20 protein-coding genes are annotated in these 19,919 nt (G+C 60.7%); 10 read left to right on the forward strand and 10 right to left on the reverse strand.

Annotation, left to right across the window (positions count from 1 at the left end; all coding sequences use genetic code 11):
- Positions 1-130: 130 nt before the first annotated feature.
- The 3 genes from repB to CO667_RS20105 form a co-directional block, all read right to left on the reverse strand.
- Positions 131-1,123, reverse strand: a complete 993-nt coding sequence (repB, locus tag CO667_RS20095) for a plasmid partitioning protein RepB (RefSeq protein WP_097620026.1) — start codon at positions 1,121-1,123, stop codon at positions 131-133.
- Complete coding sequence (repA, locus tag CO667_RS20100; protein WP_097620027.1) at positions 1,120-2,337, reverse strand: plasmid partitioning protein RepA; 1,218 nt, start codon at positions 2,335-2,337, stop codon at positions 1,120-1,122. Before repA ends, repB begins: the two co-directional genes overlap by 4 nt.
- 1,333 nt (positions 2,338-3,670) lie before the next feature.
- The gene (locus CO667_RS20105; protein WP_097620028.1) at positions 3,671-4,756 is read right to left on the reverse strand and encodes an ROK family protein; all 1,086 of its coding nucleotides are present in this window, start codon (positions 4,754-4,756) and stop codon (positions 3,671-3,673) included.
- A gap of 124 nt (positions 4,757-4,880) precedes the next feature.
- Between CO667_RS20105 and otsB the strand changes: the two genes are divergently transcribed.
- The 7 genes from otsB to CO667_RS20140 all read left to right on the forward strand — a co-directional run bounded on the left by otsB (position 4,881) and on the right by CO667_RS20140 (position 11,773).
- Positions 4,881-5,660 (forward strand): trehalose-phosphatase, encoded by a 780-nt coding sequence (gene otsB / locus CO667_RS20110; protein WP_179874185.1) that lies wholly within the window; start codon positions 4,881-4,883, stop codon positions 5,658-5,660.
- A 201-nt stretch (positions 5,661-5,861) separates the two neighbouring features.
- The gene (locus CO667_RS20115; protein ID WP_097620030.1) at positions 5,862-6,746 is read left to right on the forward strand and encodes an AraC family transcriptional regulator; all 885 of its coding nucleotides are present in this window, start codon (positions 5,862-5,864) and stop codon (positions 6,744-6,746) included.
- A 253-nt stretch (positions 6,747-6,999) separates the two neighbouring features.
- On the forward strand, positions 7,000-8,070 hold the full coding sequence (locus tag CO667_RS20120; RefSeq protein WP_179874186.1) for a sugar ABC transporter substrate-binding protein: 1,071 nt from the start codon (positions 7,000-7,002) through the stop codon (positions 8,068-8,070).
- A gap of 73 nt (positions 8,071-8,143) precedes the next feature.
- Positions 8,144-8,965 (forward strand): ATP-binding cassette domain-containing protein, encoded by an 822-nt coding sequence (locus CO667_RS20125; RefSeq protein WP_097620031.1) that lies wholly within the window; start codon positions 8,144-8,146, stop codon positions 8,963-8,965.
- Positions 8,962-10,221: an ABC transporter permease gene (locus CO667_RS20130; RefSeq protein ID WP_097620032.1), complete on the forward strand. Its 1,260-nt coding sequence runs from the start codon at positions 8,962-8,964 to the stop codon at positions 10,219-10,221. The genes CO667_RS20125 and CO667_RS20130 overlap by 4 nt, the downstream gene beginning before the upstream one ends.
- A gap of 24 nt (positions 10,222-10,245) precedes the next feature.
- Positions 10,246-10,974 carry an SDR family oxidoreductase gene (locus CO667_RS20135; RefSeq protein ID WP_097620033.1) on the forward strand — a complete coding sequence of 243 codons (729 nt, stop codon included), beginning with the start codon at positions 10,246-10,248 and terminating at the stop codon, positions 10,972-10,974.
- 34 nt (positions 10,975-11,008) lie between these two features.
- The gene (locus tag CO667_RS20140) at positions 11,009-11,773 is read left to right on the forward strand and encodes an SDR family NAD(P)-dependent oxidoreductase (protein WP_097620034.1); all 765 of its coding nucleotides are present in this window, start codon (positions 11,009-11,011) and stop codon (positions 11,771-11,773) included.
- A gap of 55 nt (positions 11,774-11,828) precedes the next feature.
- Here the strand turns inward: CO667_RS20140 and CO667_RS20145 are convergent, their stop codons facing one another.
- The 6 genes from CO667_RS20145 to CO667_RS20170 all read right to left on the reverse strand — a co-directional run bounded on the left by CO667_RS20145 (position 11,829) and on the right by CO667_RS20170 (position 16,613).
- A complete protein-coding gene (locus tag CO667_RS20145; protein WP_097620035.1) occupies positions 11,829-12,851 on the reverse strand; it encodes a HAMP domain-containing sensor histidine kinase in 1,023 nt (340 codons plus the stop codon).
- Positions 12,851-13,555: a response regulator gene (locus CO667_RS20150; protein WP_097620036.1), complete on the reverse strand. Its 705-nt coding sequence runs from the start codon at positions 13,553-13,555 to the stop codon at positions 12,851-12,853. Before CO667_RS20150 ends, CO667_RS20145 begins: the two co-directional genes overlap by 1 nt.
- Positions 13,556-13,601: 46 nt before the next feature.
- A complete protein-coding gene (locus tag CO667_RS20155) occupies positions 13,602-15,098 on the reverse strand; it encodes a DUF4173 domain-containing protein (protein ID WP_097620037.1) in 1,497 nt (498 codons plus the stop codon).
- A complete protein-coding gene (locus CO667_RS20160) occupies positions 15,077-15,271 on the reverse strand; it encodes a hypothetical protein (RefSeq protein WP_097620038.1) in 195 nt (64 codons plus the stop codon). The genes CO667_RS20155 and CO667_RS20160 overlap by 22 nt, the downstream gene beginning before the upstream one ends.
- A gap of 257 nt (positions 15,272-15,528) precedes the next feature.
- Positions 15,529-15,717: a hypothetical protein gene (locus CO667_RS20165; RefSeq protein ID WP_028757536.1), complete on the reverse strand. Its 189-nt coding sequence runs from the start codon at positions 15,715-15,717 to the stop codon at positions 15,529-15,531.
- Positions 15,718-15,896: 179 nt separating this feature from the next.
- Complete coding sequence (locus CO667_RS20170) at positions 15,897-16,613, reverse strand: Ig-like domain-containing protein (RefSeq protein WP_097620039.1); 717 nt, start codon at positions 16,611-16,613, stop codon at positions 15,897-15,899.
- A gap of 699 nt (positions 16,614-17,312) precedes the next feature.
- Between CO667_RS20170 and rpsU the strand changes: the two genes are divergently transcribed.
- Both rpsU and CO667_RS20180 read left to right on the forward strand, forming a co-directional pair.
- On the forward strand, positions 17,313-17,549 hold the full coding sequence (rpsU, locus tag CO667_RS20175; protein WP_097620040.1) for a 30S ribosomal protein S21: 237 nt from the start codon (positions 17,313-17,315) through the stop codon (positions 17,547-17,549).
- A 62-nt stretch (positions 17,550-17,611) separates the two neighbouring features.
- Entirely contained in the window at positions 17,612-17,806 is a 195-nt protein-coding gene (locus CO667_RS20180) for a hypothetical protein (RefSeq protein WP_097620041.1), read from the forward strand.
- 169 nt (positions 17,807-17,975) lie between these two features.
- Here the strand turns inward: CO667_RS20180 and CO667_RS20185 are convergent, their stop codons facing one another.
- A complete protein-coding gene (locus CO667_RS20185; protein ID WP_097620042.1) occupies positions 17,976-18,887 on the reverse strand; it encodes a LysR family transcriptional regulator in 912 nt (303 codons plus the stop codon).
- 96 nt (positions 18,888-18,983) lie between these two features.
- Between CO667_RS20185 and CO667_RS20190 the strand changes: the two genes are divergently transcribed.
- Complete coding sequence (locus CO667_RS20190; protein WP_097620043.1) at positions 18,984-19,859, forward strand: aldo/keto reductase family oxidoreductase; 876 nt, start codon at positions 18,984-18,986, stop codon at positions 19,857-19,859.
- Positions 19,860-19,919: the final 60 nt, after the last annotated feature.

Here is a 19,919-nt window from a genome sequence, read left to right on the forward strand (position 1 = left end):
CTCGGAAATGCGATTCTCGGAGGTGTTCAAGACTACGAGGAAAGCTTCCGTGACGGTGACGTTCGGGGGCTTTTTTCTTTTGCGCGTTATCTCCTATCCCGATTGTCAGCTGACAACCGGTCTAACTGCCTCATTTTCCCTCATTTTCCTCTTCGAACTCGGCGGCGAGGCCTACCAACCGCTGAGCTAGGAATTCCGAAAACGCCGCCGATTTGACGGTGATGCGAAAGGTTTTGCCGGAGCGGGCCACCGAAGCAAGCATTGCGCCGCCCTGGGTCCGAAGCGTCTGCTCGACCCGCTGCGACGGGCTCTTTTCTTCCAGCGCCTTCCAAATGACGTCGAAGCGTCTATTGCTCTCCAGCGCCTGGAAAGCTGCGGTAGCGATTGCGGCCTGCGCCTTCTTCTGCCCGCCTGTCTCCCTGAATTTCTCGGCAAAGGCCAACCAGCGCGGCCGCCCGACCTTGGGCGCCGGGCCGATGGCGAGAATGATCTCGGGATCGATCGTCTGCGCCACCTGCAGCAGCCTTGACGTTTCCGGCTTGTCCGTTGCCAGCGCCTGGGCAATCATGTCGCGGTTGAAGCCATGTTCATCCATGCGTCGTGCAAACAGCGCCCGTTCGATAAAGCTTAGGTCGACACGCGGGCCGTTTTCCTGACCCTGCGCGAGGATCAGCTCTTCATCCGTGAGCTTGCGCACGACGGCTTTGACGGACACCCCGATCTCCGCAGCTGCGCGCAAGCGTCTGTGGCCGTAGGCCGCCTGGTAATGCCCGGCCTTTACAGGATCGGGCCGCACCAGGATCGGGACCTGCTGGCCGCTTTCCCGGATCGACTGCTTCAGCCGCTCGAACTCGGGGTCCTTGTCGATGGGAATGCGGTCGCGAATAAACGACATTTCGACGGTCGCCGGATCAATCTCCAGCACCTTGTCGCCCAAAGCCAGCGATTCGCGCAGCGCCTTGGCGGCTGCTGCTTCCTCACCCAACCGTCCCAGCGACAGGTTCATCGCCTTAACCGCGCCCGAGGGCCGATGCGGCGGCGGTTGCGCAGCTGGCGCCTCCGGCCGGGTCGGCTCGACGGCGCCGACCATGCTCTTCAGGATGTCGCGTCCTTTTGGGCTCATGTCCTGCTCCATGCGCTGCGAATGAGTTGCTCGACCTCGGCATTGACGCTGTCGACGGATTCAACCCCGCGGTCATAGGTCTGGCGATGCATCGTCTCGCGTCCCGCTTCATAGATCGTCTGCTTGGAGAGCCCCGCATCCGAAACCGCCGTCGACTTGACCATCATCGAGGTCAGTACACGCTCGCCGAACAGACTGCGCAGGAAGGCGACGATCTGCGCCTGCGGACCATCATTGGCCTCATAGCGGGTAACCAGATAGCGCATCCAGTCGTAATCGAGATTGCCGCCGGCCTGCTTGACCACGGCCAGAAGGTCGGAGGTCATCGTCAGGAACTGGTTCATCGACGCCACGTCGAGCATCTGCGGATGAACGGTGATGAGGACGGAAGTGGCGGCGCAAAGAGCAGACAGCGTCAGGAAGCCGAGGGTCGGCGGGCAATCGATGATGACGACGTCATAGCTCTGCTCCAGCGAATGCAGCGCATTGCCGACCCGCATGAAGAACATGTCCTTGTCGTCGCGGTTGGTGTCGGCAAGCGCCTTTGGAGTATCGTGTTCGAACTCGTGCAGTTCGAGATTGCCGGGGATGAGATCGAGCCCGGGGAAATAGGTCTGGCGGACGATGTCGCTAACGTCGCGGCGCGTCTCGTCATATTTGATGGCGCCGTAAAGCGTCTCATTTTCGCCGACGTCGAATTCGGGCTGATATCCGAGCATCGCCGACATCGACGCCTGCGGATCGAGGTCGACCGCGAGCACGCGGTAGCCACGAAGCGCCAGAAACTGTGCCAGGTGAATTGACGTAGTCGTCTTGCCGGAGCCGCCCTTGAAATTGGTGACGGCGATGACCTGGAGATGGTCGCCCGGCCGACGCATCGGCAAATAGGAGGGTTTGGTGCGCCCGAGATGCTGGCGCATCGCATGGATTTCTTCCAGCGAGAACACCCGGCGTCCGGACGCCGTCTTTTCGGGATTGATGCTTTCCACCTGGGCGGCGAGGTGGCGAACGTAGCTGTCGGTGACGCCGAGCAGCTTGGCAGCCTCGATGCTGCTGAACCGCCGCAGCGATTTGCGGGCATCGGGCGAAAACAACCGCTCGAACAGCACCTGCAACTGGCTGCTGAGCATCGTCGAGTCCTGCGCAATCGTCTCGTCGATCGAGACTTGACTCGCTCTCTTGGCTTTCTCAACAATCGCGGCCTTGGTCGGCATTCACGCAAATCCTGATAAATCGGGTAATTTTGCGCAAATGATCGTGAGTCTGCCGATTCCGTCAAGCGGTTTCTTGGTTAGCGAATAGATAACAAACCGGATTCGGCGAAGAAATCATGTGGAATTCCGGAATCTTAGCGCCATTGTCAGCTGACAATGGCGGCCATACCGCATTCCGTCGACGACAGCTTGAAGTATCGCCACACATTTTCGACAGGCCTGAACGCCATTGCCGACTCGTCGCCAAGCAACTTCCGTCGTTTTGCGATGAGTCGGCAATGGCGTTTCTCATTTATAGGCAGACGACCGGTACAGGTTTTCGGCCTCCATCCCGCGGACGGGCTCGTTGCCGGAAGACTTATCACTTGCATCCTGGGGTTCGGGATCCCGGCGTGACGGGGCAAGGCCGAGCATTTGTTCGAGACGGCCGGCATTGAGCGGCGCGCTTATTCCCTTAAAGTTCATCTTCCATCTTTCGTCTGCACATGGGCTTGCGTGGAGCCATAGAGATAAGCGCAATTTGACCCCGCCGAGAACCGCCCGCCGGCGTTATCACCATATTTTCCGATGCGAGGCGGATAAGGGGAGGGGAGGGCTCTCGTCTTTCAAACACTGCCCGGAAGTGCGGCGCCGACTGCGACGGTGGACGTCTCGGATCGCCTCTGCATGCCGAGATCGAAGACGGCCTCGCACCAGACCCGACACGAAAGGAATGCAGGCCATCTTTGGCGGCACGAGCGAACCAGCGCTGCCGCGGATCATGCTTCGTCGCCAGCATCTCAAGATGCCGGTTGCGAGTCTTATAAGACAGGAGGGCGCTGTTGCACGGGCTATCGGGGGGAGGGGACGTGCAGCCTAATTTTTCTCGCCAATCTAATCCCGCGGAATGCTGAAGGGCAGCTAGCACGAAGGGGTTGGCATTCGTTTATTCGGAGGTCAGATTAACGCCGGACCGGGCCAATCCAATCACATGCCGGCAGTTGAGCGCGCGACTTGTCGACATCCCCAAGACGCCATAATCCCTGTCAACTGCAAAGATCACAACAGCGCATGCTAGGCGAATCAGGCCTCGGCGGTTATGATCGGCGGCGCTGGGATCGGGCATTGGTGTCGCAGACGCTGCCGCCGGCCCGATCGACCAGATTCCACTTTAACATGTTCTGTGAGCGTCAATCCTCCCTAGAGGAACTGATTGGCGAGTTCGCTTCCGTCTGCGGAATTCCGTCTTGTTTACCTGCTATTTACCATAATGCTCCGCGGCGGCGTCGGAGCCTGCATCGCGGCCAACCCATATCCCTTGTCGGTGGGTGCTGTGTGAAGCAAGGCTGAGAGCCTATCGCGCCTTCGTACCCTCACGATTGGTAAAATGCGCATTCCCCAACCCCGTGCCGATGGTCAGCACGGCCCATCTCGACACGTCGTTCATGAAAGGGATCTGCGACAATCCCTGCACGACGGCATCGTTGTGCATCATCACGAATGTGCTGTCCTCGCCGATCTCGGGAATGGCCTTCATCAGCGCGGCAGGAAGGTTGAAGCTGTCGCTCTCCCAGTTTCCGCCGGGCAGGTTCTGCCCACCGCGTTCGATGGAGCCATCGGCTTTGATGATGCCGGGGCAGGCGATCCCGATGATGGGCGCGGGCTTCAGATTGGCCTTCTCGGCCTTGCCGATCAGATCCTGCAACATCGCGGCCAATCTCTCGACGGTTGCGGTACGGCTTGGCTCGTCGTCGGCGTGGCGCCAGATGGCCGATTCCCAGACGCTCGCATTCTTAAAATTCGGCACGTCGTCCCTTCCGAATTGAACGACGCCGGCGCGAACATTAGTGCCGCCGATGTCGACGGCAAGCATCGCCTCATGGCCTTTGAACATCCAGGACGGCATCAGGTGGACCGCGCCGATCAGTCCGGCCTCATCGGGGTGGTGAACGATCGGCACGACCTCGACATCGATGCCGGCCACCTTGAGAATAACCATGGTCCTGGCGATCGCCAGCTCGCCAAAACGGCTGTGCCGAAAGCCGCCGCCGACGACAATGCGTTCCGTCTTGATCCAGCGCTTGTCCTTCAGGAACTTTCCGATCACGTCGGCAAAGTCTCTAGCGAAGTCCTCCACCGCCCCCATCACCAATGCCGCCGCCTCCATATCGTCACCCTTCAGAAAGGCATCGATCTTCTTCTTGGAAAGCTTCGCCGTCGCGGTCTTGCCGATCGGGTCGTCTCCGACCTTGCGGATGCGTTTTCGCCAATCGTCGAGCTTCAGTTGGAAGGTCTTCTTGTTGGCGTTGTCGCCGACGAAACCGTCCTTGTCGCGCAGTTCGTTGTTGTAGTCGTCGATCGTCACCAATGGCAGGTTTAACGCGCCATGCGCCAACGGGGCATTGATCTCATCACGGGGATCGGAACTGCTTTTGGCCATCAATGTACCTTCTAGGGCGCGAGTGCTCGAACGGGCGGCGAGATACAACGCGGAGGAGTCTCCGGATGTTCCGGAGACTGAAAAATCGCCTTGCCCTCGTCGGCCGGCGACCTAGCTTCCATGATTGCAGCGTTTGGAGAATGCCGTGCAGGACGACACCGCTACCCAGGAAATGCTTTCACTGGTCTTGGAAGAGCCGGATCATTGGGCGATGTTTCTCGATATCGACGGGACGCTGCTCAATCTTGCGCCGACACCGGATGCGATCGAGGTCCCGGAAGCGCTTCCCGGACAGCTTCACCGCCTGTCGAACAAGCTCGGCGGCGCCTTGGCGCTGGTCACCGGGCGATCGCTTGCCTATGCGGACGCCCTGTTCAAACCCTTTGCATTTCCGACGGCAGGCCTTCACGGCGCGGAAATCAGGAGTGCTGCCGGAATGCACACGGTCGAGGCCAGTCCCGAATTCCAGGCGCTGAAGCACGCCCTGACCGCGGAGGCCGAGCACTATCCAGGCGTTCTGATCGAGGACAAGGGCGCGGCCGTTGCCGCCCATTACCGGCTCGCGCCCGAATATGAAAAAGTGCTCGAAGAGCGCATGCATCACTATGCCAAGGTTGCCGGACCGAACTGGGCATTGCAGCTCGGAAAGATGGTGTTCGAGCTGCGCCCGGCGCGATCGAGCAAGGGCGATGCGCTGGAGCGGTTTTTTCAGTCCGACCCGTTCAAGGACCGCTGCCCGATCACCATCGGCGATGACCTGACCGACGAGTCGATGTTTGCGATCGCCAATGCGCGCGGCGGCGTGTCCGTGCGTGTCGGGGCGATCGGTGCCCCGAGCTGCGCGACGAGCCGTCTGTCCTCCTCTGCACTGGTCAGAAACGTTATTGCCGCCTTAGCCGCCTAAGGCACGTCCTTGGACGATGTGCGATGCGGATTGTGGCCGTCTTTGCGCCCGCTGCGCAGTGTCAATTGTCAAAAAAGTATCAGTTTTGACGGGGAATCGTGGTGGCGGGCGTGAAACGAGCCCACTACACTCCCCTTAACAATAAAGCCAAAAAGGGAATTTGGCGTGCGGGCTTGGAACCCGTCCTCGGAGGAGGAAACAATGGAACCTGACTTGGAAGTCATTCAGATCAGGCCGGGCGAATCCTTCGCAACGAAGGCGCATGGCTATCCCTATCATACGGTTCGCTGGCATTTTCATCCGGAATACGAACTTCATCTCGTCGTGGCGACAACCGGACGCTATTTCGTCGGCGACTTCATCGGCGAGTTCGAGCCCGGCAATCTTGTGCTTGCCGGCCCCAATCTTCCCCATAACTGGATCAGCGATGTCCCGAAAGGATCGAGCATTCCGCTTCGATGCCAGCTCATCCAGTTCAGCGAAAATTTCATCAGCGACACGATGAAGGTGCTGGCCGAACTCGGGTCCTTCGATCCGGTTCTCGAAGCCTCCCGCCGTGGCGTGCTCTTCGGCGCCGAGACCAGCCGGCAGGTCGCACCGCTGATGAACGAGGTGCAGCAGGCCCACGGCGTGCGTCGCATCGAACTGTTCATGATGATCGTCGGCCTGCTCAGCCGGGCGCAGGATGCCCAGCTACTCGCCAGCCCGAACTATCTGCCCGATCCATCGGGATATATGTCGGCCGGCATCAACAAGGCGCTCGCCTATATCAGGGAAAACCTGACGAAATCCTTCGACGAGGCCGATCTCGCCGGTATCGCCGAACAGTCCACAGGCGCCTTTTCGCGCGCCTTTCGCCGCCATACCGGCATGTCGCTCGTGCAATATGTGAAACGGCTGCGCATCAATCTCGCCTGTCAGATCCTGATGAGCGACGACCACGCATCGATCACCGATATCTGCTTCGAAGTCGGCTTCAACAATCTGTCTAACTTCAACCGGCAATTCCTCGCGGAAAAAGGCATGACGCCGTCCCGCTTCCGGCGGTTGCTGGGTGACAATATCAACGTGGCAAAGGCGGCCTAGAGCAAGCCGAACGAAAACGGTTTCCAAGGGATACGAAGCAATGCTCCGCCGAAGACGGCGATAGGGAGGACGAGGAGGAGGAAGCAAAACCGACACTGATTTGGACGCGGGCGCGCAACGAGCGGTTCGCGAGAGGAGACGCTTGTCCGCAAAAACTGCGACCACCGGGACAGGCGTGGCGGTTCGTTCAGCCGAACGGCCAGAGCAGAACACTGCAACGACGAAGCTACACAATTTTTTCCAATGGGAGGAGATGGAAATGATGAAATTCTCGATGAAAGCAGGTGCCGCGGCATTTGCCCTGTCCCTGCTTGGCGGTACTTCCGCCTTTGCGCAAACGGCCGTTGCGGATGCGACAGTCGCATTCCTGATGCCCGACCAGGGCTCGACCCGCTATGAGGAGCACGACCATCCGGGCTTCGTCGCGGAGATGAAGAAGCTTTGCGCCTCATGCAAGGTTCTCTATCAGAACGCCGATGCCGATATCGCCAAACAGCAGCAGCAGTTTAATTCGGCGATCACCCAGGGCGCCAAGGTCATCGTGCTCGACCCGGTGGATTCGGCGGCGGCGGCATCGCTTGTCCAGCTCGCCCAGAGCCAGGGCGTCAAGGTCATCGCCTATGACCGCCCGATCCCGAAGGGCAAGGCCGATTTCTACGTTTCCTTCGACAACAAAGCGATCGGCAAGGCGATTGCGGAATCGCTCGTCCAGCATCTGAAGGCGAAGAATGTGCCGATCGATGGCGGCGGCATCCTGCAGATCAACGGTTCGCCAACCGATGCGGCCGCCGGGCTGATCAAGGACGGCATTCATGAGGGTCTCGCCAGTGGCGGCTACAAGACGCTGGCCGAATTCGACACGCCGAACTGGCAGCCGGCGAATGCCCAGCAATGGGCAGGTGGCCAGATCACCCGCTTCGGCAAACAGATCGTTGGCGTCGTCGCCGCCAATGACGGCACGGGCGGCGGCGCCATCGCCGCCTTCAAGGCAGCCGGTGTCGATCCCGTGCCGCCGGTGACCGGCAATGATGCGACGATCGCCGCGCTGCAGCTGATCATATCGGGGGATCAGTACAACACGATCTCCAAGCCGAGCGAAATCGTCGCCGCGGCCGCGGCCGACGTTGCCGTCAAGCTCTTGGCGGGCGAAACGATCAAGGCCGAAATGACGCTTTACGACACGCCGGCGCAGCTTTTTGTCCCTGCCGTCGTCACCGCCGAAAACCTCAAGGCCGAGATCATCGACAAGAAGATCAACACCGCTGAGGAACTGTGCACCGGCCGTTATGCCGACGGCTGCAAGAAGCTCGGCATCACCAAATAATCGAGCCAAGGGAAAGCGCGGCCGGATCGCCGGTCGCGCTTCCGGTTTTTGCTTCTTTCCGAAAGGCCAGGCGATGTCTGACACCTCTCATATTCTTGACGGCTCCCGCCAGCCTGTCCTCAGCCTGCGCGGAATATCGAAGAACTTCGGGGCCGTGTCGGCGCTCACCGATATCGACCTCGACGTGCATGCCGGCGAGGTCGTGGCGCTGGTCGGCGACAATGGCGCCGGCAAATCGACGCTGGTCAAGATCCTGGCCGGCGTGCATCAGCCGAGCTCGGGCACGATCCTGTTCGAGGGCAAACAGGCAAATCTCTCAAGCCCGAGTGCCGCCCTCGACCTCGGCATTGCCACCGTCTTCCAGGATCTGGCACTTTGCGAAAATCTCGACGTCGTCGCCAATATCTTTCTCGGCAAGGAGCTCAATCCTTTCCAGCTCGACGAGGTCGCCATGGAGATCCGCGCCTGGAAGCTGCTGAACGAGCTTTCGGCCCGAATCCCAAGCGTGCGTGAGCCCGTCGCCTCGCTCTCCGGCGGGCAGCGCCAGACCGTGGCGATCGCCCGGTCGCTGCTCCTCGCGCCGAAACTGATCATGCTGGATGAGCCCACAGCAGCCCTTGGTGTTGCCCAGACCGCCGAGGTGCTGGATCTGATTGAGCGCGTGCGCTCACGCGGCCTCGCCGTCATCATGATCAGCCACAATATGGAGGATGTGCGCGCGGTCGCCGACCGCATCGTCGTCCTTCGGCTCGGGCGCAATAATGGCATTTTCGTGCCCGATGCCTCCAACGAAGAGCTGGTCAGCGCGATCACCGGCGCATCCAACAATTCCGTCTCCCGCCGCGCCATGCGCCGCAAGGCGCAAAGCCAAGAGAATGAGGAGGGCAGGGCATGATGAAGACCTTGCAAAATGAACCTGCGGCACCTGCACTCCTCGACCGGCGTGACGAAAGAGTGCGCCATGACGATAGCCTTGCCGGCTCGATCCGCGCCTTTTGGGATCGAATCCGCTCCGGCGACCTCGGCTCGCTGCCGGTCATCGTCGGCCTGGCGATCATCTGGACCGTGTTCCAGGCGCTCAATCCGGTGTTTCTCTCCAGCGCCAATCTCGTCAACATGCTGTTCGACTGCTCGACGGTCGGCGTCATCTCGCTCGGCATCGTCTGCATCCTGATGGTCGGTGAGATCGATCTTTCCGTCGGCTCGGTCAGCGGTTTCGCCTCGGCACTCACCGGTGTCTTCTGGGTCAACCAGGGTTGGCCGGTCATCCTGGCGGTCCTCGCCGCGATGATCGTCGGCGCCCTGATCGGCGCGCTCTATGCCTTCCTGTTCAACCGCTTCGGCATGCCGAGCTTCGTCTCCACCCTGTCAGGGCTGCTCGCGGTTCTCGGCCTGCAGCTCTATATTCTGGGCGCGACCGGTTCGATCAATCTCCCCTATGGCTCCTGGCTGGTGAACTTCGGCCAGATCATGGTCATGCCGGACCCGGTCGCCTATCTGCTGGTGGCGCTTGCCGGCATTGCCTTCTTCCTCGCGAGCTACCGCACCTCGGCGCGCAGGCGGGCAGCCGGCCTGTCGTCGAAATCGGTCGGCGGCCTGTGTCTCCATGCCGTCGTCATCACGGTCGCCCTGGAGGCGGTTGCTTTCTATCTCAACCAGTCGCGTGGCATCCCCTGGATGTTCGGCCTCTTCGTCGGGCTCGTCGCCGCCATGAACTATGGGCTGACGCGCACCAAATGGGGACGCTCCATGCATGCCGTCGGCGGCAACAGGGAGGCCGCCCGCCGCTCGGGCATCAACGTGTCGCGCATCTATGCGAGCGCCTTTGTCACCTGTGCCCTGCTTGCGGCGACCGGCGGCGTGCTTTCGGCCGCGCGGCTCGCGACCGCAAGCCAGCAGGCCGGCACCGGCGACGTCAATCTCAACGCCATCGCCGCAGCGGTCATCGGCGGCACGAGCCTGTTCGGCGGGCGGGGCAGCGCCTATTCGGCCCTTCTCGGCATCATCGTCATCCAGTCGATCGCCAGCGGGCTGACGCTTCTCGATCTGTCGTCGTCGCTTCGATACATGATCACCGGCGCCGTCCTTGCCGTTGCCGTCATCGTCGACTCGCTGGCGCGCCGATCGCGGATTTCGCACGGCCGGGCCTAAATCAAGGGAAAGCAGAGGAAGAAAATGGGACAGGATCTGTCTGGAAAAGTCGCGGCCGTCACCGGAGCGGCGTCGGGTATCGGCCTGGAATGCGCCAAGGCTTTGCTTGCCGCCGGCGCCCGGGTCGTGCTGGTCGACCGCAATGAGGAAGCGTTGCGGGAAATTTGCTCGAAACTGGGTGCCAACGCCATTCCACTGATCATCGATCTCACCGATCCGAAGAGCGTCGAAGAGATGATGCCGCAGATCCTGGAAAAAGCCGGCCAGCTGGATATCTTCCACGCCAATGCCGGCTCCTATATCGGCGGCGAGGTGTTGGGCGGCGACCCCGACGCCTGGGATCGGATGCTCAATCTGAACGTTAACGCCGCCTTCCGGTCGGTGCATGCCGTCCTGCCGCATATGGTCGAACGCAAAACCGGCGATATCATCCTGACGAGTTCCGTCGCCGGCATGGTCCCGGTCGTCTGGGAGCCGATCTACACAGCCTCCAAGCATGCGGTTCAGGCGTTCGTCCATACGCTGAGACGGCAGGTGGCCAAACACGGCCTGCGGGTCGGCGCCATCGCTCCAGGCCCCGTCGTCACCGCCCTTCTCAGCGACTGGCCGCAGGAAAAGCTGGATGAGGCGCTCGCAGCAGGCGGCCTGATGGAGGCGGACGAAGTGGCCGAAGCGGTGCTCTTCATGCTGACGCGGCCACGCAACATCACGATCCGCGATCTCGTCATCCTGCCGCAGAGCGCCGACATCTGACGAAAGTGCGAAAGCCACTCGAAAGGAAGAGAACATGATCTTCGACAGATTTCGCCTAAACGGACAGGTGGCGCTGGTGACCGGCGGCACGCGCGGCATCGGGCTAGCGATCGCCGAGGCGCTCGGCGAGGCAGGCGCCAAGGTCATCATCACGGGCCGGGCCCGCAATGCGGCGGCGGAAGATCGGCTCGCCAAGGCCGGCATCGCTTGGGATTTCATCGCCGCCGACCTCACGAAGGAAAGCGCTGCCGACGAGCTCGTCAGCGAAACCCTTTCGCGAGCGGGCCGGCTCGACATCCTCGTCAACAATGCCGGCATCGCCATTCATGGAGACAGCGGCGAATTTTCCGATGCCATCTGGCGCGAGATCATGACCGTCAATGTCGATGCCGTCTTCCGCGCCTGCCGCGCCGCACTCGCTCCCATGCGGCGCCAGGGCGGCGGCGTTATCCTCAATATCGGCTCGATGTCGGGCATCGTCTCCAACATTCCGCAGAACCAGGTCGCCTATAACACCTCCAAGGCGGCCGTCCATATGATGACGAAGAGCCTCGCCAGCGAGGTTGCCGCCGAAAATATCCGCGTCAACGCCATCGCCCCCGGTTACATCGAGACCGATCTATCACGCGGTGGCATCGACAATCCAGACTGGTTCCCGACCTGGCGCAGCATGACCCCGATGGGACGCGTCGGGCAGCCGGAGGAAGTGGCCGGCGCTGCACTGTTTCTCTGCTCGGCGGCAGCAAGCTATGTCACCGGCGAAGTGCTTGTTATCGATGGCGGTTATACGACGCGGTAAGGCGCGGGGTAGGGGAGGGCGGTTTGTTGCCGCCCCCATCTCAAGCCACAAGCTCTCAACCCTTTGAGAGCTGAACGGGTATGGTGATTTCGAACGCGGTGCCGGCGCCGGTCGTCTGCAGCAAGCGGATCGTACCGCCATGTGAGCCCAGCATGGCGCGGACGATACCGAGACCCATGCCGGTACCGCCCTGTTCGCGGCGGGTGGAGAAGAACGGCTGAAAGACCCGTTCGCGGTTTGCCTCGGAAATACCGCGGCCGTTATCGCGAACGAGAATGACGGCTGTCCGGACGTCTGATGACATGGTGAGTTCCAAGGCCGTGGCGCCGTGCTGAACGGCATTTTCGGCAAGATTGGCAAAGACGATACCAGCCGCCTCCTGGGAAAGAGCAACCGATATTTCCGTATCGCCGCGCACCGAAATACCGAGCGCGGGAAATCGCAGGCGCAGTGCGGATATGATGTCGGTAACGCTGCTGTTGCCCTCCGCCACCGGCATCTCCGCCTGGGCAAGATCCCTCAGACGCTGCAACAATGCATCGAGCCGGACCGCATCGGCAACGATATTATCGAGGAAATGCAAACGCTCTGCCGTCGTCATCGGCCTCTCGGCGTCATCGTCGCGCAAGAGCTCTGCCGCACCCCGGATGGCCGTCAGCGGCGATTTCAGTTCGTGGGAGACATGGACGGCAAAGGATCTGATATACTCGGTGCGATCGACCAGTTTCCCGGCAAGATCGAGGAAGCTTTGCGATAGGACCGCGATCTCCCGCGTCCCATGGCTTTCAAGCGGCCGGATCGCCGCTTTGCCACCACGGGCGATCTCTTCCGCGCGGGCGATCAAGGCGTCAATCGGGCCGGTGATGGTGCGCGTCAGCACATAGGCAACGCCGAGCGTCAATATGAAGACGACGGCAAGAGCGCCGATTTCCGCCGGCGCCATTCGGTTCGAACTCACCTCCACGGCACGAAACCAGATGACGATCAGGATCGGCAGCGCCATGACGGCGAGAAGCACGGCATAGACGATCAGCGCCAGCGTCGGCCGCCATTTCGTCCTGACCTTCGGTGCCGGCATCAGGCCTTCCTCCCGATTTCGGTGCCGAGCTTGAAGCCGATGCCGTGAACGGTTGCTATGATCCCTTGGCCGCCGGCCGCCAGAAACTTGGCCCTGATGTTGCGGATATGGCTGTCGATCGTCCGGTCAGCGACATAGGTGCCGGCGCCATAGGCCGCTTCCATCAGCTGCTCGCGACTGAAGACCATATCGGGGCGTGACAACAATGCGTCCAGAATGGCGAATTCGAGCGCCGTCATTGCGATCTCGCCATCGCGAAAGGTGACTGTCCTGCCGCGGCGATCCAGGCTGAGCGCGCCGGCAACGAGGGTGGTGTGACGTCTCTCAGGCTCTGCTCCATTGCCGCTGCGCTTCAAGATCGTCTTGACCCTGGCCACGAGTTCGCGCGGGCTGAAGGGTTTGGTGACATAATCGTCCCCGCCGATTTCGAGACCCAACACCTTGTCGATCTCCTCATCGCGCGCCGAAAGAAACAGGATCGGCAATCCCGACATCTTGCGAATCTGGCGGCAGACCTCCAGACCATCCATATCCGGCATGCCGATATCGAGAACGATCAGATCGATATTGCCGCGCCGAAAGGCCGTCATCGCCTCGGTGCCGTTCCGGGCGACCGTGGATGTCAGGCCGGCGCGTTCAAGGGCAAAGCAGATCACATCGCGGATGTGAGGTTCGTCATCGACGACGAGAATGCGGGGCGCCATCACCGGTCCTGCGTTGTTGGTCGTGCCTGTTGTTATCGTTCTCGTTCTATCTTGCAATGGCTGCGGGAGGCAGAAGGTGAGTCTCCAACCGCGCCGCGCGGAAGGTCCAGTTCCGCCAGTCGCGCGGACGCCGCTCAAAATCCCTGACGAGATCATATCGAATTTCCAGCGCTTGATTCCTCTTGTCGACCAGGTGATCCGGCAACATCTGGAGATAGAGATCGAGCGCCGGAATGACCGAAGGACCGAGCGAGGCGAGGTAAGAAAGGTCGAGCGGCGGACCGTCCTGGTTGATTTCCTGGCTGTGGACGACATTGAAGCGAGCGATCACAGCCGGGAAATCGATGACGGCGCTGATATAGAGAACCGTAACGAGGGAAGCGAGGTTCATGGCGACCAGCCACTCGTTAGAACGGTTGAGCAGGATGCGCAGCAGGATCAGAACAAGGCCGATGGCGACGATGCCCATCCAGACACCGGCGGCGACACGCAATTCCGTCAGCGAATAGGCCCCGACATAAAGGTCGAGCCGCAGCATCGACGACAGGCAGAGAAGAATGTTCTGACCGATCCAGGCGTGGACGAGGCCGCGGATCAGCGCGCTATGATCGCCACGCCCGCCGCGCCGCATGGCGAGAAGGACGAAACCGGCGGCAAGAAGCGCTGTCGCAATCAGGGGATAGGCGCCGCGATGAGCATATTCGGCATGACTGATGTGATCGGGCAGATCCGCACCGCCCCAGAGATAGACGAGATCGAGAAGCGTCTGGACGGCAAAGACCGCATTGAACAGGATCAGCGAGCGCAGCAGCGAGGCATGGCCGAGTGGCGCATTTCTGACGGGCACGATCATGAAGGCCCTGTCGGCCTGCGACCTCGCAGCGCGACGCTTCAGGCGCGGCCGCAGCATCGCCCAGACCGCAACGGTGATCATCATCCAGAAACCGATCCGCCAAAGATCGAGAAACTGCAGCAGAACGGCAAAGCGCATGCTGCGCAGCGCACTCTCGATAAGCGGGTTCGCTGCAGCAAAGAGAGACACGAAGACCGCCGCGAGAACGAGCGGCATGACCCAAAGGCCGACGCTTTGGCGGAACCCGACAAAGGAGAAACGTTTGGCCGGCGTCGCAAGATATTTCCAGCAATCTTCGGCAAGCCGCAGGGGGATGACGAGGGCGAAGCGAAAAAACACCCGGGGGAGGCCGGTGAGGCGACGGGGCACGAGCTTGGCGCTGACCAGAGCAATCGCCATCAGCGCGCCGAGGCAAAGGGCAAAGCCTGTCAACGAGGGCGCCTCCACCAAGGGTGCCGAAGCCAGGAACAAAAAAACCAGCAGGAAAGCCGCCGTCAAAGCAGATGGCTTCTTCCGAGCCGAGAGCAGAATGCCGCCACAGACGGCGAAGGCAAAGAGAAACAGGTTTATCCCGGGCGCGTGGCCGAAGATCAGAAAATCGGCAAGCGCAACAAGCGCAAAGAGGGCGGCAATCCGGCCGCTGCCACGTTTGATGGGCATCGGTTCCGTCAGGGTATCGGTTGTGTCCATTGCTGCTCCTCTCGCAGATGCGGCCTTTCGATCAGGATGAGCGTGTGAACCGAGTTCGCCGCGGCAGGCGTGCCTTGACGCCCGCTTGCCGCGACCAGCCACCATCCGTCGTTGCGCAGGCGATCCGGCAAGACGGGTGGGGCGACGCGGGGCGGGATGTCGTTCTTGCTCATGGCAGCAAGATGCCGCGCCGGATTGCAGATTTTGTGCAGAGAGTGAGGAGCAATTCAGGAAAATCGACCTGGTCGGCGAGGCCTCGAAGAGAGCTCCGAGGTCTCATCGCCTATGAAGGTGGTATTAGATTTATGATTGCCGTGAATGGAATTGCGACGATGGCGATTTGGATCTCCGCATACAGTCCAAGGAGAGGCAAGACAGCGAGTGACTTGCCGGGATTTGTGAGAAGATCATTGAAGAATGAGAGGAAGCCTCATCGGAATCTTGGCGCGCGCTTGGCATTGTGCAGCAGTTCGCAGGCGGTCGCGAACGGCCCGAAAAGTTTGAGCAACAGCGCTTGTTGCTCGGCATCTATACGGTGACGAGCGCAGAACTCGGTTACGGACCAGACTTTCGTCAGATCGTCTGTTTCGATTTGGCTGGGTTCGATGTGTTCGGTCAAGGGCGTATCCTCCGAACATCGAGACTACCGTTCTCCGGCATTTATAAGAACTAGCTAAAAAGAATTATGCCGCGAATGTGATTGGGGCGTGTCAGACCTTGCGCTCAAACAAGCGAATATACGAAAACGCCCGCCGATTGCGCGGCGGGCGTCGTGTTTCACTGATTTATTGCCGTTGATCAAGCAATATGGGTAACATCAAAATCCGTGCCGGTGATGTTGAGGGTCACCTTGGCAGTGTCCGTGTGGCCTTCGCCATCGGAGATCTTGTAGTAACGGAGAACTTCCGTGTAGGTCTGACCCGAATCCAGATTGGTGTTCAGCTCGTAGGTGAATTCGCCGTTCGACTTGACATGGAACGTGCCATACGTGCCGGCAACGTCGGTTACGGCGTCGGCCTTGGCGTCGACCTGCGTGCTCAGGAACTGACGGAGGAACATCTTGCCGTTGTCGCCGGCAATGTCGTTGTCCAGAACGTTGCCGCCGATAGCGTTGCCTTCGGTAAAGTGGAAGGTATCGTCAACCGCGACCGGCTTGATCTGGGTTACGCCCTGAATGTTCAGGGTGAAGACGCCGACGTCGGTATGACCGCTACCGTCGGAGATCTTGTAGGAAACCCTCTCCTGGTACGATTCGCCGTTGGCGAAACCGATCTTGGCAGCGTCGCTCAGGACATAGGTGTAGCTGCCGTCCGGCTTGACGAAGAAGGTGCCGTAGTCGCCCTGAATCTCGGTGACCTGGCTGTTGCCGCTCTTGGCGCCGACGGTCGCGCCGTCGAAGGCGCGCAGAAACAGGTGGCCGTTGTCGGATGAATCGTTGGAAAGCAGATTTCCGGAAATTACGTCAGTTTCTTGAAAAGTTGCACTATCATCAGTTGCGTGTATCGGCGAAGCCATCGCTCTCTCCTAAAATTGTTTATCATCGGGTCAATTTCGACCTCAGCGAGCCGCTCCTTTAACAACCTATTAATACTACAAGTCAATGGCCTATTTAACAGAAGGTTAATTTGGTTTCTGATCTCCACGTTGCTTCCATTCCGGCGAAATAATGTCACATTTGAGCCAAATCTGAGAAAATTTGGCCCAGACTACACCCGGATAACTTGAATAAAATCGTACCAAGTATATCTTAGGGCGATTGGGGATGCCGACGCCCCGCCGTCTAGGCCATCCGTTGCAATCGCAGCCGCCGATACCTATGTTGCCGATATGCCCGATCCAAACGAAATCGAAGCCGTTGCCGGCTTGATTGAGGCGCTTATGCATCGGCGCGCACCTGGCGCATCGGCCCGAAAATCGGAATCGATCTTCGGAAAGCATGATGCGTAGAGTCAACGCGTTAGCGTGATGGCGATCCCACCAACAATCGATGAAGCCGGCCGCGGCCGGCAAAGGAATTCTTTTTGAACAACATACATACAGCCACCGCGGTTGCGGCGGCAAACTCACGCAGGAGTGACGAGGTTGTCCGCGACACTGCCCGGACCTGGAAGCCGTCCCCCTGCCTTCTCACGCGCCGCGAATTGCAGGCTCTGATCGCCGAGCAGCTCGGCTGAGCGCGATTGGCGCGCACCATCCAAACAAGGAGAACTCGAAATGCAGGTACTCGTCAGAGACAATAACGTCGATCAAGCACTCAGGGTCTTGAAAAAGAAAATGCAGCGCGAAGGGCTGTTCCGTGAAATGAAGGAACGGCGCGCTTATGAGAAGCCGTCCGAACGACGCGTCAGGGAAAAGGCGCAGGCGATCAGTCGGCAGCGCAAGGCTGCACGCAAGAAGATGCAGCGCGAAGGCCTGATCGCCGGACCGAAGCGGGCGGCGCCTATCCGTTGACAGCCCATCCCCACCGGCCTTCCCCCGGGCCTCGGCGGTTACATCCCGTGAAAGGACAGACAATGGACGAACTCAATAGCCTCACCGTTTCGGAAGAACGCCTCGAGGATTGCCGCGATGTCGTGGAGCCGGATCTGCAGGATCTGATCCAAAGTGCTTTGACATCGGGCTTTTCCCGCGAGGAGATCCTCATCGCCGTCAGTGAACTGGTCGCCGAAGACTTCGCAATGGTGATGCAAACCCCAAGCGTCCATTGAAGAATGAGCGCAGTGAACGGGACGGTGAGACGGATCTTGTTTCCTCTAGCCGACAAGACACTCCTCGGTCTCCAACAGCAAGCCTGATATGGGCGACAATGCCGAGGTCAAGTTTTGACGCATAGAAGCGCTCAACGAAGGTCAGAGGCATGGCTCCAGCCCGCAAACCTCAAGCCTGGTTTGCCGATGCCTTGATGAAGTCGACGAAGGCCCGGAGCGGCGCAGGCACCAGGCGTCGTCCCGGATAATAGAGGAACGGCCCGGAAAAGCGCTGCCACCACGGTTCGAGGATCGGCTCGAGGGCGCCGCTGTCGAGATGCGGGCGCAGCCAGTCCTCGAAAACGCAGATGATCCCTGTACCCGCTATCGCTGCGTCGACGGTAAGATCGGTCGCCCCGCCGACCCTGACGATCAATGGTCCTGAAGGTTCGACCCGTACCACCTCGCCGTCTCGCTCGAATTCCCAGGGCGACGTCAGCGCACCGCTGGCAAAGCGGCCCAACAGGCAGGCATGATCGAGAAGCTCGCTCGGATGTTGCGGCCGGCCATGGCGGTTGAGATAGTCAGGGGAGGCTGCGGTGGCAAAGCGCTGGACGCGCGGCCCGATCGGCACCGCAATCATGTCCTGCTCCAGCCGCTCGTCATAGCGGATGCCGGCGTCGCAGCCGGCAGCCAGCACATCGACGAAGCTCTCTTCGGCGATCACCTCGAGGCGAATGTCGGGATAGGCGGCGAGGAACGGGGGAATAATGGCGGGCAGCACCAACCGCGCCGCGCTGACAGGCACGTTGAGCCGCAACGAGCCGGCCGGCCGGTCGCGAAACCCGTTGACCACGTCGAGCGCGGACTCCACCTCGGTCAGAGCAGGGCCGAGCCGCTCCAGCAAGCTCTTGCCCGCTTCGGTCGGGACGACGCTGCGTGTCGTGCGGTTGAGCAACCTGACGCCGAGCTTGGCCTCCAGACGACGCACCGCCTCGCTGAGAAAGGAGGCACTGCTGCCGCTGACACGCGCGCCTTCGCGAAAACCACCAGCCCGCGCCACGGCAACAAAGGCGTTGAGATCACCCAGATCTGCTTTCACTGTTCGCCACTCCGCACAGCCCGTGCAGATTGTACCTAATTATCACACGCGGCGACAACGCCTATCTTGGTCTCATCTCTTGAAAGGAGTGAGATCATGCCCACCATCGATCAATCCGGGACCTTCAATCTCGGCGGCCGCAATGTGAAGCGGCTCGGCTACGGCGCCATGCAGCTTGCCGGACCCGGCGTGTTCGGTCCGCCCAAGGATCATGGCGCAGCCCTGGCGGTCCTGCGCGAGGGGGTTGCGAGCGGCGTCAACCACATCGACACCAGCGATTTCTATGGTCCGCACGTCACCAACCGGATCATCCGTGAAGCGCTCCACCCCTATCGCGACGATCTCACAATCGTCACCAAGATCGGCGCGCGGCGCGGCACCGACGGATCCTGGATTCCGGCCTTCTCGCGGGAGGAGCTGACACAGGCAGTCCACGACAACCTCCGCAATCTCGGCCTGGATGTGCTTGACGTCGTCAACCTCAGGGTCATGTTCGATGTGCATGGTCCGGCCGAGGGGTCGATAGAAGCGCCCCTGACGGTGCTTGCCGATCTCCAGCAGCAAGGACTCGTCCGACATGTGGGCTTAAGCAACGCCACATCGAGGCAGATCGCCGAAGGGCGCGGGATTGCCGAGATCGTCTGCGTGCAGAACCAGTATAATCTGGCGCACCGGGCCGACGATCGCCTGATCGACGATCTCGCGCGCGACGGCACCGCCTATGTGCCGTTCTTCCCGCTCGGCGGATTCACCCCGCTGCAATCGTCCACCCTGTCCGATGTCGCCGCTCGCCTTGACGCTACGCCCCTGCAGGTCGCACTCGCCTGGCTGCTGCGTCGAGCGCCGAATATCCTGCTGATCCCCGGCACATCGTCCCTCGGCCATCTCAGGGAGAACCTCGCGGCTGCCGGACTTCAGCTGCCGGATGATGCTGTCGAGGAATTGAACCGCATTGCGGATATCGCTGCCTGACGGCATCCTGAGCTTGGCGTCACGCTCTCCCGCGCGGCATAGGCGTTGCCGGAGCGCCAG

This window comes from Rhizobium sp. L43 (genome assembly GCF_002531725.1).
Classification (GTDB): Bacteria; Pseudomonadota; Alphaproteobacteria; order Rhizobiales; family Rhizobiaceae; genus Rhizobium.